Here is a 16,239-nt window from a genome sequence, read left to right as displayed (position 1 = left end):
TTCGGCCAGAGGATACAATCTGGAAAGCCGGAGACGGAATGCCGAAGGTGCTGCGCACGATCTATGACGTGGTCTATGACGCGATCTGTCATATGGTCGAGGACGACGGCTTTGCGATGGCAAGCCATGTGGCGCTGTCGAGCCTGCTTGCGGTTTTCCCCTTCCTGATCTTCGGCACGGCGCTCGCAAGCTTCCTTGGCGCCGATCAATTTTCCTCGACGGCCATCCATCTGATCTTCGACACCTGGCCCGAGGCGATCGCCAAACCGCTCGCCGACCAGGTGCTGCAGGTGCTGACCATTCCGCGCGGCGGGCTGCTGACGATCTCGGTGCTGGCCGCCGCTTATTTCGCCTCGAACGGTGTCGAGGCGCTGCGCATCTCGCTCAACCGCGCCTACCGGGTACAGGAAACACGGGCCTGGTATTTCACGCGTCTCGCCAGCCTCGGCTACGTGCTGATCGCGGTCATCATCTTCACGGCGATCAGCATCCTGCTGGTCGCCCTGCCGCTGGCGCTCGATTATTCGAGGAGATGGTTCCCGCTGTTCGCCGATACGCTCGACATCGTTTTCAGCTGGCGCATCTACGGCACGCTGGTGGTTCTGACCGTCGGACTGCTGGTCATGCATCTGTGGTTGCCGGCCGGCAAGCGGCGGGTCTTCGACGTCATTCCGGGCGTGCTGCTAACGCTGCTTCTCTGGCTCGCCGGAGCGCTGATCTTTGCCTATTATCTCGCGACCTTCGCCAATTACACGGCAACCTATGCCGGTCTCGCCTCGGTCATGATCGTGCTGATCTTCCTCTACATGGTCGGCGTCATCTTCATCATCGGGGCGGAGATCAATGCAGCGCTGATCAAGTTCCGCGTCTTCCGGATGTTTTCGCACACGCTTTCGATCGTCGGCAGAGAGCGTGTCGAAAGGCAATCAGAGCCCGACAAGACGGCGAATATCCGCCCCTGACATGCCCTGGGCGCGCAATTCGCCAAGCCCGGTGTCACCTTGGCTTTTCGAAAGCTTGCGGCCATCCGCGCCGAGAATGAGACGATGATGGTGATAGACCGGCTGCGGCAGGCCGAGCAGCACCTGCAACAGCCGGTGCACCGATGTGGCGTGGAAGAGGTCGAGCCCACGCACGACATGGGTGACGCCCTGCAGCGCATCGTCGACGACCACGGAAAGATGATAGCTCGATGGCGCATCCGAGCGCGACAGGATGACGTCGCCCCAGACGTCGGGCTCGGCGGCGATCTCGCCTGTCCTGCCGTCGCCGGTTTCCGTCCAGAACAGCAGTTCGCCGATCAGGTCGAGCGCTTTGCGCATGTCGAGCCGCCAGGCATGTTTCTTCCCCGAGGTCAGCATGTCCCGCCATTCGTCTGCCGGACGCTCACGATCACTTGCGGGATAGTGCGGGGCGCCGTCGGGATCGCGCGGCCAGGATTCACCCGCCGCCTCGTAGGCGACGACGCGCGCCTTCACCTCGCCGCGCGTCAGAAAAGCTGGATAGACCAGCCCGCGCTCGATCAGAGCGTGCAACGCCGCCTGATATTCGGGAAAATGTTCCGACTGGCGCCGCACCGGGCTTTCCCAGCTGATATCAAGCCATTCGAGATCCCTCAGGATGCCGGCCTCGAACTCGGGCGTGCAGCGGGTCTGGTCGATATCCTCGATGCGCAGCAGCAGGCGGCCTTGTTCGGCCTCTGCCATGTCGCGGTTCAGAAGGGCCGAGAGGGCATGGCCGAGATGCAACGGTCCGTTGGGACTCGGCGCAAAACGAAAGACAGGTTTTTGACGCTCACTCGTGGTCATGCTTTCTTCTGCCATGGATTCGGCTTTTGAACCACTGCGAGGCAATGTGCAGATCATCCGCAACGACGATGACGTCAGGCAGGGGCTCGAAGCGCTGCTTCGCCTCGATCCGCGTCTTGTGCCGATCGTCGCCGACGCTGGACCCATTCCGCTGCGATTGCGCGAGCCAGGCTTTGCCGGTCTTGCCCATATCATCGTCTCGCAGATGGTATCGCGCGCCAGCGCCGAGGCGATCTGGCGGCGCATGCTGCCGGCGGACGGTTCGCTGACGGCCGAAGGCTACGCACTGCTTCACGCCGAGGCGTGGCGCGAATTCGGTCTGTCGCGCGCCAAGGCCGAGACGCTGTCGCGGATTGCCGAAGCGGTCGCTTCCGGCCGTCTCGATCTCTCCGGGCTCTGCCTGAAGCCGCCGGCCGAGGCGCTTGGCGAACTGACCGCGCTGAAGGGTGTCGGGCCGTGGACGGCAGAGGTCTATCTGATGTTTTGCGGCGGTCATGCCGATGTTTTCCCGGCCGGCGATGTCGCGCTGCAGAATGCCGTCGGGACCGCATTCAGTCTTGCCGCACGGCCGCAGGCGAAGATGCTTGCTGAGCTTTCGGCAGTCTGGTCGCCGTGGCGCTCGGTGGCGGCACGGCTTTTCTGGGCCTACTACGCCACGAAGATGCGCCGTGACGTGGTGCCGATCGGCTGATCGGCAACACTCTTCAAAATGCCTTTATCCTCTGAATTTATTGGACTTCACAATCCTGTAACAACCGGCCTAATATACAGGTGCAGATGCCGAATCGATCAGGAGAGTCCCTTGACGATTGCAGTCTCCCCACAGGCCCTGCCGGCGCTCGTCCTGAACGCTGACTACCGGCCACTGAGTTATTACCCCTTGTCGTTGTGGTCCTGGCAGGACGCGATCAAGGCGGTATTTCTCGACCGTGTGAACATCATTGCAGAATATGAACATTCGGTTTCCTCGCCGAGCTTTTCGATGCGGCTTCCGAGCGTCGTGTGCCTGAAGACTTACGTTCAGCCCTCCCGCAATCCCGCTTTCACCCGGTTCAACGTCTTCCTGCGCGACCGGTTCGAATGCCAGTATTGCGGCGCCCATGACGACCTGACCTTCGACCACGTCATCCCGCGCGCCCATGGCGGCGAGACGACCTGGGAGAATGTCGTGGCAGCCTGTTCGCCCTGCAATCTGCGCAAGGGCAGCAAACTTCCGAAGCAGGCAGCCATGTTTCCGGCGCAGAAGCCGTACCAGCCGACGGTGCAGGATCTGCACAATAACGGCCGGCTGTTCCCGCCGAACTATCTGCATGAAAGCTGGCTCGACTATCTCTATTGGGATACCGAACTGCAGCCCTGATCGAACGGCCTGCAGCGCCGCGCGTCCTTTCAGAGGCGCAAAGGACGCTGCAGCCCATTCGAATGCTGCATAATTTTACGAGGCGGCCTTGCGAACGCCGACAAAGGCGAAGGCTGCGAGCAGGATTCCGGCAATCACGTTCCAGCCCGCAAAAGACAGGCCGAGCACGCGCAGCGCCGCATCGGTGCAGGACGGGCCCTTGATGGTGTTGAGCTCACCAAGCAGATCGCCGGCATTGGTCGTCATGCTGCTTGCCGTCGTCGAGCAGGTGGCCGGGCCCGGCCAGAAGTGCCATTCGACACCGGCGTGATAAACACCCATGCCTGCCGTCACCAGCATCAGGATGCCGGCGGCGAGAATGAGCGCCCGGGTGATCCAGTTCGGCAGGCCGACGAGCTCGGAGATTGCGGCCAGGATCGCGATCGGGATAGCGTAATAATAGGGCTGCCGCTGCAACAGGCAGAGCGCACAGGGAATATAGCCGCCGATATACTGGAAGCCGAGCGCCGTGCCGACGGCCGCCGCCATGCCGGTGGCGAGCAACATGGAATAGACAAAGCCGGGGCGGGCGAGCGGCGAGGAAATAGTCATGGCGGAGCTCCGCGAATTTAGTAGAGCATGAGATGCGGATTGATTTTAGGCCTGTTCGGCCGAAAATCATCCTCGCCTAGTGAGCGAAAGAGCGGTAGCCGACATATAGCACGATCACCGTAGCGGCACCGATGCCAACGATCTGGCCGAGGCGCTTCTCGATGAAGTCACGGATCGGCTCGCCGTAGTGGCGCAGCAGCCATGCGAGGAAGAGGAAACGCGCGCCGCGTGCAATAATCGCCGAAACAATGAAAAGGCCCAGATTGACGTGAATGACGCCGGACAGGATCGTCACGATCTTGATCGGCGGCAAATGCGCAAGACCTGATGTGACAAGCAGCAGCAGGATCCACTCGTAGGTGACATAGGCCTTCATCTGCTCGAAGGCATCGAGCTTGCCGTAAAATTCGAGCACCGGCCGCGCCACCGTCTCATAGGCGTAAAAGCCGAGCGCCCAGCCGGCGATGCCGCCGAGTACGGAAGCGACGGTCGCGACCAGCGCGTAGCGATAGGAGCGTTCCGGCCTGGCAAGCGCCATCGGCAGGAACAGCACGTCGGCGGGAACGAGAAAGACGGAGCTTTCGACGAAGGCGATGACGGCGAGCCAGATTTCGGCCGATTTGCGTGCGGCCAGAGACATGGTCCAGTCGTAAAGTCTGCGGAGCATTCCGTTTCCTTCCTGTTGCAGTGCAAAAGAGCTTTAGGGGCCGTGCGCGGCGCTGTAAATGCTCGTCCGTGTCCTTCGTGCCACCGCCGTCAAAAAAATTTCGTGATGACGGGTGTCAGCACCTCTCCCAAGATTTCACGGGATTGCGAATCGGCCATTCTGCGGCAAGCTGATTGAGGGTCGACGTGCAGGGCGGCATGAGAATGTTCAAAGTGATCGAAGGTGGCCGTGGGCGGGCCGTGCAAATGGATGACCGGTCCGAGAAGGGGCGGGGACCGAGCAGAGACGACGTGCGCCGGGAGGCCGCGCGACGGATCGACGACAGCGGTTATCATCTGTCCCGCATCCGGGAATTCGCGACCGGCGTGCCGATGCTGGCCTCTCTCAAACACTTGTCGCTACAGATCGACTTCGCAGCCGAGGCGTTGTCGCGGCTCGACCCAATCCCGGACGATTTCCGCGCCGATGGCTATTGGCCGGCGGGCTGAGGCAATCACGCTTACGGCGCCGCGCGTCCGGGTATTTAATCCCGACGCCTGTCGGAACAACGGCTTGACTGCATGGTTTCCTTCTCATGATCAACAAATCCCGAGGAGGATATTCCCATGCGGATGAAACTTGCTGCCGCCTCGCTGCTCGCCCTTGGCATGGCGACGTCGGCTTTCGCACAGGCCAACCCGCCGCAGGCTCCGACCAACAGCGGCGCCAATACGCCGAGCAGCTCGGAATATGACAGCACCGGCAACAGCGGCACGACGGTACCACTGGATCCGAATGCAACGAACAGCACGACGAACAATGGCTCCGCCAGTTCGATGAACAAGGCGAATTGCCCGGGCCAACCGAGCGGTGAGTCGCTTCAGACGCAAGGCGGCAACAGCGGCACGACGACCAGTGAAGCCTGCCCTGACAAGTAGTCCACTATTTGCCGAAACGCTGCAGCTCCGTCGGGAGCTGCGGCTTCCTTTTCAGGACAGGTCCATCGACTTTTCCCATTGCTGACGCAGGACGTTCATTTCCGTCCGCTTCTGGGCCATTTCGCTAACGGCGGCGCGCAGATGTGGGTGGTGCGACATGAACATGTTGAAGTCGCGCCGTTCGAGAACCTCGAACTGGCAGAAATCGACGGCAATGACGTCGGCGGTGCGCCGTGCGCCGGTCAGCAGTGCCATTTCTCCGAAGAAAGCTCCCGGCTCCAGGCGGATCGCGCCGCTGGCGAGCCGCACTTCCACCGCACCCGAAGAGATGAAATACATGCTGTCGCCGCGGTCGCCGCGGCGGATGACGCGTTCGCCGGGCGGCGCCGATTTCGCCTTGAAGAGCAGCAGCAGCTCCTCTTGCGCGTCCTCGTTGACTTGGGAGAACAGCGGGAAAGTCTCGATCAGCTGCTGCATCTTCAGTTGATGCTGGCGCTCGCGCTCTTCGCCGAGCGCCCTGATCTTTTCCAGTTCTTTGCCGAGCGCCTTCTGCCTGCTTCTGCCGTAGCTCTCCCAGAGGGAGGGCCACCTCGAATGGATAACTTTCTTCAGGCCGTCGGTTGCGAAGATCACGATCGGGTTGAGTGTGATCGACAGGATCGCGGCAGCCAGGATCAAATCCTGACCCTCATGCGGCAAAAGCCCGAGTGATACGCCGAGGCCGGCGAGGATGAAGGAAAACTCCCCGATCTGGGCAAGGCCGCCGGCTAATGTCAGTCCCATGCTGATCGGATATCTGAGCAGCATGACGATGAGGAAGGTGATGATGCCCTTGCCGAGGATGACGAGCGCCAGCGCGCCGATCACGGCCAGCGGCTCGCGCACCAGGATCGAGGGATCGAAGAGCATGCCGACGGAGACGAAGAACAGCACGGAGAAGGCATTCTGCAACGGCAGCGAGTCGGCGGCGGCCCTGTGGCTGAGCTGGGATTCGCTCATGACGACGCCGGCGAAAAAAGCGCCGAGTGCAAAGGAGACGCCGAAGATTGCCGCCGAGCCGAAGGCGATGCCGAGTGCGATCGCCAACACCGTCAGCGTAAAGAGTTCGCGCGAGCCGGTGCGGGCGATCATCGTCAGCAGCCAGGGCACGATGCGAGGGCCGAGGAAGATCGCCATGGCGGCGAAGGCCGCAACCTTCAGCAGCGTCAGGCCGATCGTCAGCGCCAGCGGCAGGTCGCCGAGGCCGTGGTTGGTCGTAGTGCTGGCGTTGCCGCCCAGAAGCTCTGCGAGGGCCGGCAGCAGCACCAGCGCCAGCACCATCACCAAATCCTCGACGATCAGCCAGCCGACGGCGACGCGTCCGCTTGCCGCGTTGACGAGATTGCGCTCCTCCAGCGCCTTCAAGAGCACGACGGTGCTCGCCACCGACAGGCTGAGACCCAGGACGATGCCGGCGCCGAGGCTCCAGCCCCAGAGTTTGCAAAGGCCGATGCCTAAGAGGGTCGCGAGGATAATCCGTCCGATTGCGCCAGGCACGGCGATGCCGCGCACGGCGAGCAGGTCGGAGGCGGAAAAATGCAGGCCGACGCCGAACATCAAAAGAATGACGCCCATCTCGGCGAGCTGGCCGGCAAGGGCGGTATCGGCGACGAAGCCCGGCGTGAACGGCCCCATCAGGATGCCCGCCATCAGGTAGCCGACGAGCGGCGGCAGCCGAAGCCGGTCGGCGCCATAGCCCAGGATCGCTGCGAAAACGAAACTGACGGCGACCGTCGCGATAAGTCCTACTTCCTGATGCACGTCCGCCCTCTCTTGTGATCGCGGCGGCCACTTTGGACGAAGCGCGAGCAAAATTAAACAGTTGATTTGGGGGATGGGCTACAGTTTGAGGCCTTTGTTCTCAATCCTGGCTAGTGAGGCGCAGACGTCGTTCAAGGCACCATCCGGCCGTCACCGATGTTGGAACCACCTGCGTCTTGTCTCGTTGCCCTTTCATCAAGAAAGGAGAAACGACATGCGGAAGATCATCCTGAACTGTACTGTGGCGGCCCTTGCCGCCTGCTCGTTCGCAGCGCCTGTTCTTGCCGACAGCGTCTATGTCAGGGAGCGTTCCTATGACGATGGCTATCGCCACGAGCGGGTCCGGCCCGGCATCACCATCAGCGAGCGTGGCGTCACTTTCGGTGCCGTGCGCGAACGTGAGCACCGCCGCTATCGCGATAATGGCTGCGAAACCAGGAGCGTCACCCGACAGACCGACGAAGGCGAGGTCACCAGGACGGTCCGACGCTGCAATTAACGAAAAAATATGCGATAAGAACGAAGCCCGGTTCCGACGAGCCGGGTTTTCGTCTTTTGTGGCACGAATATCTCAATGCGGTGGTGAAAGTCGTCTGTCGGTGTTATGAGCACGCCTTTGGTAACAGCGCGTTCCCAGCGCAAACACCGCCCGCACAGGATCTTTTAGTATGATTGAGCTTACGCCGTCCCAGATCGCCGCACTTAAACTCGCCAGGGATGGAGACCTTTATCCTCAGCCGGCCAATAAATGGACGCACGAGAATGCGACAGTGACTTATGCAAAAACTGACCGGTGGAAAGAGCGGCCTCAGAAAATAAAGTCGGTCACTGCCAAGACGCTGGGCGAGTTGAAGGAGCCGGGTTTTCTCGAAAGGCGGCACCTGGATGACGACGCATCAAAAGACGTCTACGGCATCACGATGGCCGGCAAGATGTGGCTGCTGAAGAACAAGTAAGCTTTGTTTAGATGCGAAATTCGTTCCGTCGGGCCATCGGCTCTTTGGGCCAGGCTAGGCATTTGAGATGATGGTGCAGCTAACCGGAGCATTATAGAACCGGTCCGCCTTCGTTCCTGACGGAACTACGGCGCGACAGCCTCCGCTTAGCTGCTCTCTTCGGCTTGCCCAGCCGAAGCTCACAGAGCGTAGGCTGGTGCCCCATGCCGGAGTCGAACCAGCACTTCTTTCGAAACTCGATTTTGAGTCGAGCGCGTCTACCAATTCCGCCAATGGGGCAACGGATATGAACGGGCGGCTGTCTAACATGCGAGCACCCGCGCGCGCAAGACGGGCAATTGAAGTTATCGGACTGACCCGGTAGAGAGATCCGGTCTCGCTCGAGGCCGGGTCCTGTCGGATATCAATGGGCGGCGGCCGGTGCCGAGTTGCTCAGGCCGGACTTCTTCAGCGTGATCGCCAGGATCGAGGCCAACAGGCAGAAGGCACCGGCGACGAAGAAGGCGGGTAGGTAGCTCGAAAGCTCCGTGCGCGAGAGGCCGGCGCCATAGGCGGCGGTGGCGGCTCCCAGCTGATGGCCGGCAAAGACCCAGCCGAAGACGAGGCCGACCTTTTCAGGACCGAAGCGGTCGGCGGCGATCTTGACGGTCGGCGGCACGGTGGCGATCCAGTCGAGGCCGTAGAAGACGGCAAAGATGGAGAGGCCGTAAAAGCTGAAATCGCTGAAGGGCAGGTAGAGCAGCGACAGGCCGCGCAGGCCGTAATACCAGAATAGCAGCCAGCGATTATCGAAGCGATCGGACAGCCAGCCGGAACCGATGGTGCCGAAGAAATCGAAGATGCCCATGACAGCCAGCACGCTTGCCGCGGCCACCGGCACGATGCCGAAATCGCCGCAAAGGGTGACGAAATGGGTCTGGATCAGGCCGTTGGTGCTGAGACCGCAGATGAAAAAGGTGGCAAAGAGAATCCAGAAGGTCGAGGTCTTCGAAATTTCCCCAAGGACTGTGATCGGCGTCATCAGCGCGACGCCAAGCGAGGTGCTTGCCGGCGGCGGCGTCACCTGCGTCTCACCGAGGGCGGGCAGGTTGAGGTCGGCCGGCCGGTCGCGCATGAAAGCCAGCACAGCAAGGGCTGCGACCATGATCATGGCGCAGACGAAAAACACCGTCGAGCGCCAGCCGTAGCGTTCCGTCAGCTCCGCCATCAGCGGCAGGAAGACGAGCTGGCCTGTGGCCGAGCTTGCCGAGAGCATGCCGACGACAAGACCACGATGCTTGCTAAACCAGCGGGAAGAGACAGTCGCTGCGAGCACCATCGCCGTCAGGCCCGTGCCGAAGCCGACGACGATGCCCCAGAGCAGCAGCAACTGCCACAGCGTCGTCATGAACAGCGAACCGATGAAGCCGGCGCCAATCAGCGCCAGCGCAAAGACGATGACCTTGCGCACGCCGAAATAATTCATGAAGGCGGCGGCGAACGGACCCATGAAGCCGAACAGGATCAGGCGGATCGCAAGGGCCGAGGAAATCTGCGAGGTCTCCCAGCCGAATTCGTCCTGCAGCGGTTTGATCAGCACGCCAGGTGCGCCCATGGCACCGGCCGTGACCAGCATGGTGAGGAAGGTCGCGGCAACGACGACCCAGCCGTAGTGGATGTTGCGCCGGGCAAGGGTGGAGGCGAGGACGGTGGAAACCATGGGCAAGATTCCGTTTGAATTCAGGTTCTGGAAGATACTGGACCGATTTACATGATGGTCATCATATTTCTTGCGTATTGATGATGGACGTCATATATTTTGTCAAGCGACTATTTCTGGAGATGACAATGCGGGTCAGCCGCGAAAAATTTGCCGAAAACCGCGAAAAGATCCTGAGCGTTGCCGGCGTGCTTTTCCGCGAAAACGGTTTCGACGGGGTCGGCGTTGCCGACATCATGAAGGCGGCAGGGCTGACGCATGGCGGCTTTTACGGTCATTTCGGTTCGAAGGACGATTTGGCGCTTGAGGTCAGCCGCAAGCTGATCGACAGGGTCGAAACGCGCTGGAAGGAACATATCGCCGAATCGCCGGACCGACCGCTGGCAGCGCTTCTCGACCATTATATCCACTGGCGCACGGTTGACGATCCGGGCGGCAGCTGTGTCTTTGCAACGCTGATCCAGGAAGTCAGCCGCAGCCGCGGCGCGGTCCGCGCGGTCTTCAGCGATGGGTTGTCTGTGCTGGTCGACACGCTTGCCGATATCGTTCCCGGGGAAACGGAAGAGGAGCGCCGCGCCAATGCGACGACGACACTCTCATCGATGATGGGTGCCGTCATTCTTGCTCGTGCTGTCGAAGACAGAGCGCTTGCCGAGCAGTTTCTGGTGACGATGCGCCGGCAGCTCGATCCTGAAAGCCAGACATAATCTCAGTCGCGAATGGCGCTGGTTTCGATCTCCCTCTCCACGTGGAGAGGGGGAACTATCTTGCATGTGCCTGAGGACCGAGAAGCCAGCGGCTACTTGAAGCCGGCGATGGCATGCGGGATGTAGGGTGCCTCCAGTGTAGCGATTTCCTCGGCGGTAAGCTTGACCGAGAGCGAGGCAACGGCGTCCGTGAGGTGGTTCGGTTTGGACGCGCCGATGATCGGGGCGGTCACCGCACTCTTCTGCAGGATCCACGCGGTTGCGACCTGGGCGCGGGAGATGTTGCGGGCCTTGGCGATTTCGGCCACGGCCCCGACGATCTTGCGGTCGGCATCGATGGACTGGGTGTAGAGCGTTTTGCCGAATTCGTCGGTTTCGCTGCGGGCCGTCGTCTCGTCCCAGTCGCGGGTCAGGCGGCCGCGGGCAAGCGGGCTCCAGGGGATGACTGCGATCTTCTGATCCTCGCAGAGCGGCAGCATTTCGCGCTCCTCCTCACGGTAGAGCAGGTTCAGGTGATCCTGCATGCTGACGAATTCGGTCCAGCCGTTCAGTCTGGAGACGTAAAGCGCCTTGGCGAATTGCCAGGCATACATGGAGGAGGCGCCGATATAACGGGCCTTGCCCGATTTGACGATGTCGTGCAGCGCTTCCAGCGTTTCCTCGATCGGCGTCGTGTAGTCGAAGCGGTGGATCTGGTAGAGATCGACGTAGTCGGTGCCGAGGCGACGCAGGCTGTTGTCGATCTCGTCGAAGATCGCCTTGCGCGACAGGCCGGCGCCGTTCGGGCCCGGCCGCATGCGGTTGAACACCTTGGTCGCCAGCACGATGTCCTCGCGTTTGGCGAAGTCTTTTATGGCCCGGCCGACGATCTCCTCCGAGGAACCATTGGAGTAGGTGTTGGCGGTGTCGAGAAAATTGATGCCGAGGTCGATCGCCTGCTTGATCATCGTCCGGCTTTCTTCTTCCCTGAGGCTCCAGGCATGATTGCCCCGGCCGGGATCGCCAAAGGTCATGCAGCCCAAGCAGATTTTCGACACTTCGAGACCGGTCTTGCCAAATTTTGCGTATTCCATGAAACGGCTCCGTGATGAATTTGATAACCCTAGGCGGCTTTCCATGATTTAGCGCGAGATGGCCAAAGTCGCAGGGCGGCAGATGAAGAATCTATGGTGCATGCGCACAATGATCCGTGATCGCCTTCTGAGGCTCATCGCTGTCGATTCCGGCTGCAGCTTGCACATCAGCGCCGCAAGATGTTAGCTGATGCAGCATTTTACCGGAATCCGACCATGCAACTGCCGTCCCACGATCGCTATGACGATCTCTATCGCGATTTCTCCTGGCGGATTCCGGAGGATTTCAATATCGGCCGCGCCGTCAGCGACGACTGGGCCGCGAGAGATCCGGAGCGCGTCTGCCTTGAGCACTTCAGCCCCGACGGCGATCACCGTGCGATGACCTATCGCGCGCTCGCCGATCGTTCCTCGGCCTTCGCAAATGCGCTCGTCTCACTAGATATCAAACGCGGCGATCGCGTCGCGCTGCTATTGCCGCAATCCTTCGAAACGGTGATCGCACATGTGGCGATTTACAAGACCGGCGCGATTGCGCTGCCACTGGCGCTGCTCTTCGGCGTCGAGGCGCTGGAATACCGGCTGAAGGCGGCAGGTGCCGCGGCCGTCGTCACCAACGGCTTCGGTCTCGAACGCATCCGGCAGATCCGCGGACGCCTGCCGGCGTTGAAGCATATCGTCAGCATCGACGGGACGAGTGCCGATGCGACTGCTTTTGCCGAACTGGTGGATGGCCATCCCCCTGTCTTCGACATCGCCAAAACCGGTCCGGACGACCCGGCGCTGATGATCTTCACGTCGGGAACGACGGGACCGCCCAAAGGCGCGTTGCATGGCCACCGCGTCCTGCCCGGCCATATTCCGGGCATGCAGTTCGCCCATGAGGGGTTTCCGCGGCCGGGCGATAAGGTCTGGACGCCGTCCGACTGGGCCTGGGCCGGGGGGCTGCTCAACGCGCTGCTGCCAAGCCTTCTGCTCGGTGTTCCCGTGGTTTCGTCGCCGGCGCAGAAATTCGATGCCGGCATGGCTTATCGCATCATGGCCGAAATGGAGGTGCGCAATGCCTTCATTCCGCCGACGGCGCTGAGATTGATGCGGTCCGTGTCCGATCCGCGCTCGAAATATGATCTGGTGCTGCGCACCATCGGTTCGGCCGGGGAGGCGCTCGGCCGCGAGACCTATGAATGGGCGCGCCATACGCTCGGCATCACCGTCAACGAATTCTACGGCCAGACGGAGTGCAATTTCGTGCTTGCGTCGAGCGCTGCCTATGGCGTCACCAAGGCGGGCGCCATAGGACGGGCGGTGCCCGGGCACCGCGTTGCGATCGTCAGCGAGACGGGCGACGAGTTGCCCGTCGGCGAACCGGGCCAGATCGCCATCGCCAGTCCCGATCCTGTCATGTTTCTCGGCTACTGGGACGACATGGCAGCGACGGAACGAAAATTCGTCAAAGGCTGGCTGCTCACCGGCGATATCGGCCGGCAGGACGCTGAGGGCTATATTACCTTCGACGGACGCGACGACGACGTGATCACCTCGTCGGGATATCGCATCGGCCCCGCCGAGATCGAGGACTGCCTGATCGGCCATCCCGCCGTACAGCTTGCCGCCGCCGTCGGCAAACCCGATGCCGTGCGCACCGAAATCGTCAAGGCCTATATCGTGCTTTCACCAGGCCATCATCCAAGCGAGGCGCTGGCCGCCGACATCAGGGAATGGGTGAAGACGCGGCTTTCGATGCACGAATATCCGCGCGAAGTGGAATTCATCGATGCATTGCCGCTGACCACCACCGGCAAGGTGATCCGCCGGCTGCTGCGCGAAAGGGCTGCCAGCGAAGGATAGAACCGCTACGCATTTTGCTGGAATGCTTAGCCCCGGCCGGCAAGCGACATGATCTTTTCGCGCAGCATCTTCGCCATATTGCGGGTGCTGCGGTACATGTGAAGCTGGGCGGTGACCTGGCGCATGTCGCGGTCGCTGTTCTGCGTCAGGCCGATCACCAGCGTTCCCATCTCCTCGCGCTCCTGCCAGAAGCGGCTCATGATCGGATGATCCGAGACGGCGCAGGAATCGGAGCGGACGATATTGGCATCGTCGAGATGCCATTCGGTGAGTTCGCTCATCAGCAGCTTGCCCGGCGAATAGCGGGCATAGTTTTCGTCGTAGGCGGTCTTCCAGGTATAGGCCTCGCCGCCCATCATCAGCACGACGATGGCGGCGATCGCCTTGCCGTTGAGGTCGATCGTGTGTATGCGCACGGCATCGCCGGCGGCAAGGTTCGACACCGCCTCGCGGGCGAAGGCCGTATGATAACGGTCGGTGACGAGAGCGCTTCGCCGCTTGCCCTTCCAGCCACCTGCTTCCATTGCCAGGAATTCCTCGAAGCGGATATGGACTTCGCGCGGCTGGCGGGCGACGGTATAGACCGCTGTCCCCTGTTCCTCCAGCAGGCGCCACTGGCGGCGCATCTCGCGCATATGCGAGGAGGAGATGGTTTTGCCGAGATAGACCGGCGCCTCCTCCTCGCTCTGCAGCATCGGGCGCAGGTAGGGATTGGTTACGGTGACGGGAAGATTGCGGCTGAGCGCCACGGCCTTGACCATGCGCACGAAAATACCGTTCAGCCTGAGATCCGGCAGGACCATTATGCCGGGCAGATTGAGATCACGCGCGGTCAGCCCCTCGAAGAGGTTGTCGAGGGTTTCGGCGGCATCCTCGCCATCGACGAGCGGCGTGCCGAGCGGACCAAAGCTGTTCGACCAGCCGCGGATGATTGACGGGCCGACGGCAAAGCCCGGCTTGTCGACCGAAAATGGCAAGAGGAAGCGCATGCGGCTGCGGCCGGCATTGTGATCGCGGATCAGGGCGAAGTTCACCTGCCGGTCTTCGAGCCGCGGCATGGCGGGGGCGAGGAAACGGCCGGAGAAAAAGACGTTCGGTTCCATCGCCCGGTTGGAGAGGAAATCGAGCTCATCCTGAAGCTCATAGCCGAGCTTGCCCGGATAGAGGCAGAGCTCGCGCCCCGGCCGGCCGATCTCGGCGCGGGCCTCGGCCTGCGGCGCTTCGAAATGCAGCGCTGCGAGATCATGCACCATGCGGTTTGCTGCGCTGTCGGTACTTTCGGTAACGGGGGGAACACGCACCATCTATCGAACTCTCATTTCTGGCGTTGCGGCGGAGGGGCTGGCGAAGGCGAAAAGAACGATGCCGAGGGTGCGGCGCACGGCGACATGCAGCAGGATTGCCTCAACGGCCATGGCGGAGGCCGTGGCGATCGCCGTGCCTTCGATGCCGTAATGCGGGATCAAAGCGAGGTTGAGGCCGACATTGGCCGTCAGTGCGCCGGCATAGAGCGCGACGCAGAGGTTCTGCTTGCCCGCCATCATCAGCAGCGTTTCGGCCGGGCCGACCAGCGATTTGGCGAGGATGCCGGCGAGCAGGATCGCCATGACCAGATAACCTGATGTAAAAGCGCCGCCGAAGAGCGACAGCAGCAGATGGCCGGCCGCAAGCGCGACAAGGCCGACCCCGAGCGCCGGCCAGAAGGTCCAGCGCGCGGCGTCGATGGCAGCTGCTGCCAACTGGTCTTGGTCGCCTTCGGCGATGATCGAGGAAAAGCGCGGGCCGGAGGCTGCCTTGACCGAGAAATTAATGAAATGCACCAGCGCCATCGTCTTGGCGGCGGCGAAGTAGATGGCGACATCGTGCGGCTCGAGGAAGATGCCGACGACGACGACGTCGGAATTGGTCAGCAGGAAGCTCACGCCCTCGATCAGGAAAATCGGAAAGGCGACGTTGAACCAGGCGAGGAAGTCGACCTTGCGCGGGCCGTCGTCATAATGCCGGCGAAAGCGGTAGAGCGTTGCGGCATATTGGCCGAGAGCAGTGACGTAGGTGGCGGCGAGCGCTGCCTGCATCGCGGTGACGGCCGTGTGTTCGGCGCCGATGGCAATCGCGATCAGCATGAAGAGGATGATGAGAATCGGGCGGACGATATAGACCGGGCCCAGCGCCATCACCGGCCAATGGTTTGCCCGTGACGTGCCTTCCAGAATGTCGCCGAGTGCGATCATCGGCATGGCGAGCAGGCCGATGAAGATCGGAACGAGATAATAGACCTGGATCATACCGCCGAAGAAATGCAGCCCGAGCATGCCGGCTGCGAGCACTGCCGTGCCGGACAGCAGCGCAAAGATGCGCGCCGTGCCGGTCAGGCCGCGGATTTCCTCGAAAGCGCCCGCTGCCCTGTATTGCGGCAGGAAGCGGACGATCGCGGTGTGGAAACCGAGGCATGAGAGATCGCCGAAGACGACGACCAGCACCCAGACGAAAACGAAGATGCCGTATTCATATTCTCCCATCAGCCGGGCGAGCACGATCTGCGAGACGAAGGCGAGTGCGGCGCTGAGGATCCGGATCGAAAAGGCCGTCAGCGCCATGCGCTGGGCGGCCGCCCTCTCACCGCGTTCGGTGAGCACGGCAGCAAGCAAACGCAGCGTGCGGCCGCCGATCGGGCGCAGGCCCGCGGGCAGCATCTTCTCCGCTGTTTCTATGACCGCCATGATGAACACGCAAAACTCTGAGGTCAGGCAAATCGCCCCTGAAGTCTTGACAGAACAGGGTTAAGAAACGGTTCCGGATCGGGTCTGCCGCCC

General features: G+C 61.7%; 17 protein-coding genes and 1 tRNA gene. 9 read left to right on the top strand and 9 right to left on the bottom strand.

The annotated features are described in order from the left end of the window. Positions 1–38: 38 nt before the first annotated feature. The gene (locus RlegSU303_RS20660; protein WP_077977756.1) at positions 39–962 is read left to right on the top strand and encodes a YihY/virulence factor BrkB family protein; all 924 of its coding nucleotides are present in this window, start codon (positions 39–41) and stop codon (positions 960–962) included. On the opposite strand, the gene gluQRS is transcribed toward RlegSU303_RS20660, so the two are convergent. Beyond that, positions 927–1,808: a tRNA glutamyl-Q(34) synthetase GluQRS gene (gene gluQRS / locus RlegSU303_RS20655; RefSeq protein ID WP_077977755.1), complete on the bottom strand. Its 882-nt coding sequence runs from the start codon at positions 1,806–1,808 to the stop codon at positions 927–929. The two genes, RlegSU303_RS20660 and gluQRS, sit on opposite strands and share 36 nt — an antisense overlap. On the opposite strand from gluQRS, the gene RlegSU303_RS20650 reads away from it, so the two are divergent. Beyond that, positions 1,807–2,499: a DNA-3-methyladenine glycosylase family protein gene (locus RlegSU303_RS20650; protein WP_131663316.1), complete on the top strand. Its 693-nt coding sequence runs from the start codon at positions 1,807–1,809 to the stop codon at positions 2,497–2,499. The genes gluQRS and RlegSU303_RS20650 overlap by 2 nt on opposite strands. 111 nt (positions 2,500–2,610) lie before the next feature. Continuing rightward, positions 2,611–3,168, top strand: a complete 558-nt coding sequence (locus tag RlegSU303_RS20645; RefSeq protein WP_020051813.1) for an HNH endonuclease — start codon at positions 2,611–2,613, stop codon at positions 3,166–3,168. A gap of 75 nt (positions 3,169–3,243) precedes the next feature. Here RlegSU303_RS20645 and RlegSU303_RS20640 read toward each other — a convergent pair whose 3' ends face one another. Continuing rightward, positions 3,244–3,759, bottom strand: a complete 516-nt coding sequence (locus RlegSU303_RS20640) for a disulfide bond formation protein B (protein ID WP_077977753.1) — start codon at positions 3,757–3,759, stop codon at positions 3,244–3,246. 76 nt (positions 3,760–3,835) lie between these two features. Next, positions 3,836–4,426, bottom strand: a complete 591-nt coding sequence (locus RlegSU303_RS20635; protein WP_065281419.1) for a YqaA family protein — start codon at positions 4,424–4,426, stop codon at positions 3,836–3,838. Positions 4,427–4,623: 197 nt separating this feature from the next. Here RlegSU303_RS20635 and RlegSU303_RS20630 point away from each other — a divergent pair, with 197 nt between their 5' ends. Next, on the top strand, positions 4,624–4,914 hold the full coding sequence (locus tag RlegSU303_RS20630; RefSeq protein WP_077977752.1) for a hypothetical protein: 291 nt from the start codon (positions 4,624–4,626) through the stop codon (positions 4,912–4,914). A 117-nt stretch (positions 4,915–5,031) separates the two neighbouring features. Continuing rightward, positions 5,032–5,343 (top strand): hypothetical protein, encoded by a 312-nt coding sequence (locus RlegSU303_RS20625; RefSeq protein WP_168279165.1) that lies wholly within the window; start codon positions 5,032–5,034, stop codon positions 5,341–5,343. A 51-nt stretch (positions 5,344–5,394) separates the two neighbouring features. Here RlegSU303_RS20625 and RlegSU303_RS20620 read toward each other — a convergent pair whose 3' ends face one another. Further along, positions 5,395–7,143 carry a cation:proton antiporter domain-containing protein gene (locus RlegSU303_RS20620; RefSeq protein ID WP_062941160.1) on the bottom strand — a complete coding sequence of 583 codons (1,749 nt, stop codon included), beginning with the start codon at positions 7,141–7,143 and terminating at the stop codon, positions 5,395–5,397. 214 nt (positions 7,144–7,357) lie between these two features. Between RlegSU303_RS20620 and RlegSU303_RS20615 the strand changes: the two genes are divergently transcribed. Together RlegSU303_RS20615 and RlegSU303_RS20610 are read left to right on the top strand one after the other, a co-directional pair. After that, the gene (locus RlegSU303_RS20615) at positions 7,358–7,642 is read left to right on the top strand and encodes a hypothetical protein (protein WP_003543270.1); all 285 of its coding nucleotides are present in this window, start codon (positions 7,358–7,360) and stop codon (positions 7,640–7,642) included. 169 nt (positions 7,643–7,811) lie between these two features. Continuing rightward, on the top strand, positions 7,812–8,099 hold the full coding sequence (locus RlegSU303_RS20610) for a hypothetical protein (protein WP_003543268.1): 288 nt from the start codon (positions 7,812–7,814) through the stop codon (positions 8,097–8,099). Between the two features lie 194 nt (positions 8,100–8,293). On the opposite strand, the gene RlegSU303_RS20605 is transcribed toward RlegSU303_RS20610, so the two are convergent. Continuing rightward, positions 8,294–8,378, bottom strand: a tRNA-Leu gene (locus RlegSU303_RS20605). A gap of 124 nt (positions 8,379–8,502) precedes the next feature. Continuing rightward, positions 8,503–9,798 carry an MFS transporter gene (locus tag RlegSU303_RS20600; RefSeq protein WP_231283305.1) on the bottom strand — a complete coding sequence of 432 codons (1,296 nt, stop codon included), beginning with the start codon at positions 9,796–9,798 and terminating at the stop codon, positions 8,503–8,505. 128 nt (positions 9,799–9,926) lie between these two features. Here RlegSU303_RS20600 and RlegSU303_RS20595 point away from each other — a divergent pair, with 128 nt between their 5' ends. Then, positions 9,927–10,505, top strand: coding sequence for a TetR/AcrR family transcriptional regulator (locus RlegSU303_RS20595; RefSeq protein ID WP_130787683.1), 579 nt, complete (start codon positions 9,927–9,929; stop codon positions 10,503–10,505). A gap of 92 nt (positions 10,506–10,597) precedes the next feature. On the opposite strand, the gene RlegSU303_RS20590 is transcribed toward RlegSU303_RS20595, so the two are convergent. Continuing rightward, positions 10,598–11,578, bottom strand: a complete 981-nt coding sequence (locus tag RlegSU303_RS20590; protein WP_168279161.1) for an aldo/keto reductase — start codon at positions 11,576–11,578, stop codon at positions 10,598–10,600. 216 nt (positions 11,579–11,794) lie between these two features. Here RlegSU303_RS20590 and RlegSU303_RS20585 point away from each other — a divergent pair, with 216 nt between their 5' ends. Continuing rightward, positions 11,795–13,426 carry an AMP-binding protein gene (locus RlegSU303_RS20585; protein ID WP_168279159.1) on the top strand — a complete coding sequence of 544 codons (1,632 nt, stop codon included), beginning with the start codon at positions 11,795–11,797 and terminating at the stop codon, positions 13,424–13,426. Between the two features lie 26 nt (positions 13,427–13,452). Here RlegSU303_RS20585 and RlegSU303_RS20580 read toward each other — a convergent pair whose 3' ends face one another. Then, positions 13,453–14,730: a GNAT family N-acetyltransferase gene (locus RlegSU303_RS20580; RefSeq protein WP_168279157.1), complete on the bottom strand. Its 1,278-nt coding sequence runs from the start codon at positions 14,728–14,730 to the stop codon at positions 13,453–13,455. Continuing rightward, positions 14,731–16,146, bottom strand: coding sequence for an oligosaccharide flippase family protein (locus tag RlegSU303_RS20575; RefSeq protein WP_168279155.1), 1,416 nt, complete (start codon positions 16,144–16,146; stop codon positions 14,731–14,733). Positions 16,147–16,239 lie beyond the last annotated feature (93 nt).

This window comes from Rhizobium sp. SU303, assembly GCF_021052345.1.
GTDB classification, from domain to species: Bacteria; Pseudomonadota; Alphaproteobacteria; order Rhizobiales; family Rhizobiaceae; genus Rhizobium; species Rhizobium laguerreae.
This window is presented reverse-complemented; position numbering and strand designations above follow the sequence as displayed.

What these genes read in the sequence shown, in the direction of transcription:
- RlegSU303_RS20635 (WP_065281419.1), bottom strand. Translation starts at nt 4,426, where the DNA reads ATGCTCCGCAGACTTTACGACTGGACCATGTCTCTGGCCGCACGCAAA.
- RlegSU303_RS20660 (WP_077977756.1), top strand. Translation starts at nt 39, where the DNA reads ATGCCGAAGGTGCTGCGCACGATCTATGACGTGGTCTATGACGCGATC.
- gluQRS (WP_077977755.1), bottom strand. Translation starts at nt 1,808, where the DNA reads ATGACCACGAGTGAGCGTCAAAAACCTGTCTTTCGTTTTGCGCCGAGT.
- RlegSU303_RS20650 (WP_131663316.1), top strand. Translation starts at nt 1,807, where the DNA reads ATGCTTTCTTCTGCCATGGATTCGGCTTTTGAACCACTGCGAGGCAAT.
- RlegSU303_RS20630 (WP_077977752.1), top strand. Translation starts at nt 4,624, where the DNA reads ATGAGAATGTTCAAAGTGATCGAAGGTGGCCGTGGGCGGGCCGTGCAA.
- RlegSU303_RS20590 (WP_168279161.1), bottom strand. Translation starts at nt 11,578, where the DNA reads ATGGAATACGCAAAATTTGGCAAGACCGGTCTCGAAGTGTCGAAAATC.
- RlegSU303_RS20585 (WP_168279159.1), top strand. Translation starts at nt 11,795, where the DNA reads ATGCAACTGCCGTCCCACGATCGCTATGACGATCTCTATCGCGATTTC.
- RlegSU303_RS20625 (WP_168279165.1), top strand. Translation starts at nt 5,032, where the DNA reads ATGCGGATGAAACTTGCTGCCGCCTCGCTGCTCGCCCTTGGCATGGCG.
- RlegSU303_RS20640 (WP_077977753.1), bottom strand. Translation starts at nt 3,759, where the DNA reads ATGACTATTTCCTCGCCGCTCGCCCGCCCCGGCTTTGTCTATTCCATG.
- RlegSU303_RS20615 (WP_003543270.1), top strand. Translation starts at nt 7,358, where the DNA reads ATGCGGAAGATCATCCTGAACTGTACTGTGGCGGCCCTTGCCGCCTGC.
- RlegSU303_RS20595 (WP_130787683.1), top strand. Translation starts at nt 9,927, where the DNA reads ATGCGGGTCAGCCGCGAAAAATTTGCCGAAAACCGCGAAAAGATCCTG.
- RlegSU303_RS20610 (WP_003543268.1), top strand. Translation starts at nt 7,812, where the DNA reads ATGATTGAGCTTACGCCGTCCCAGATCGCCGCACTTAAACTCGCCAGG.
- RlegSU303_RS20600 (WP_231283305.1), bottom strand. Translation starts at nt 9,798, where the DNA reads ATGGTTTCCACCGTCCTCGCCTCCACCCTTGCCCGGCGCAACATCCAC.
- RlegSU303_RS20575 (WP_168279155.1), bottom strand. Translation starts at nt 16,146, where the DNA reads ATGGCGGTCATAGAAACAGCGGAGAAGATGCTGCCCGCGGGCCTGCGC.
- RlegSU303_RS20580 (WP_168279157.1), bottom strand. Translation starts at nt 14,730, where the DNA reads ATGGTGCGTGTTCCCCCCGTTACCGAAAGTACCGACAGCGCAGCAAAC.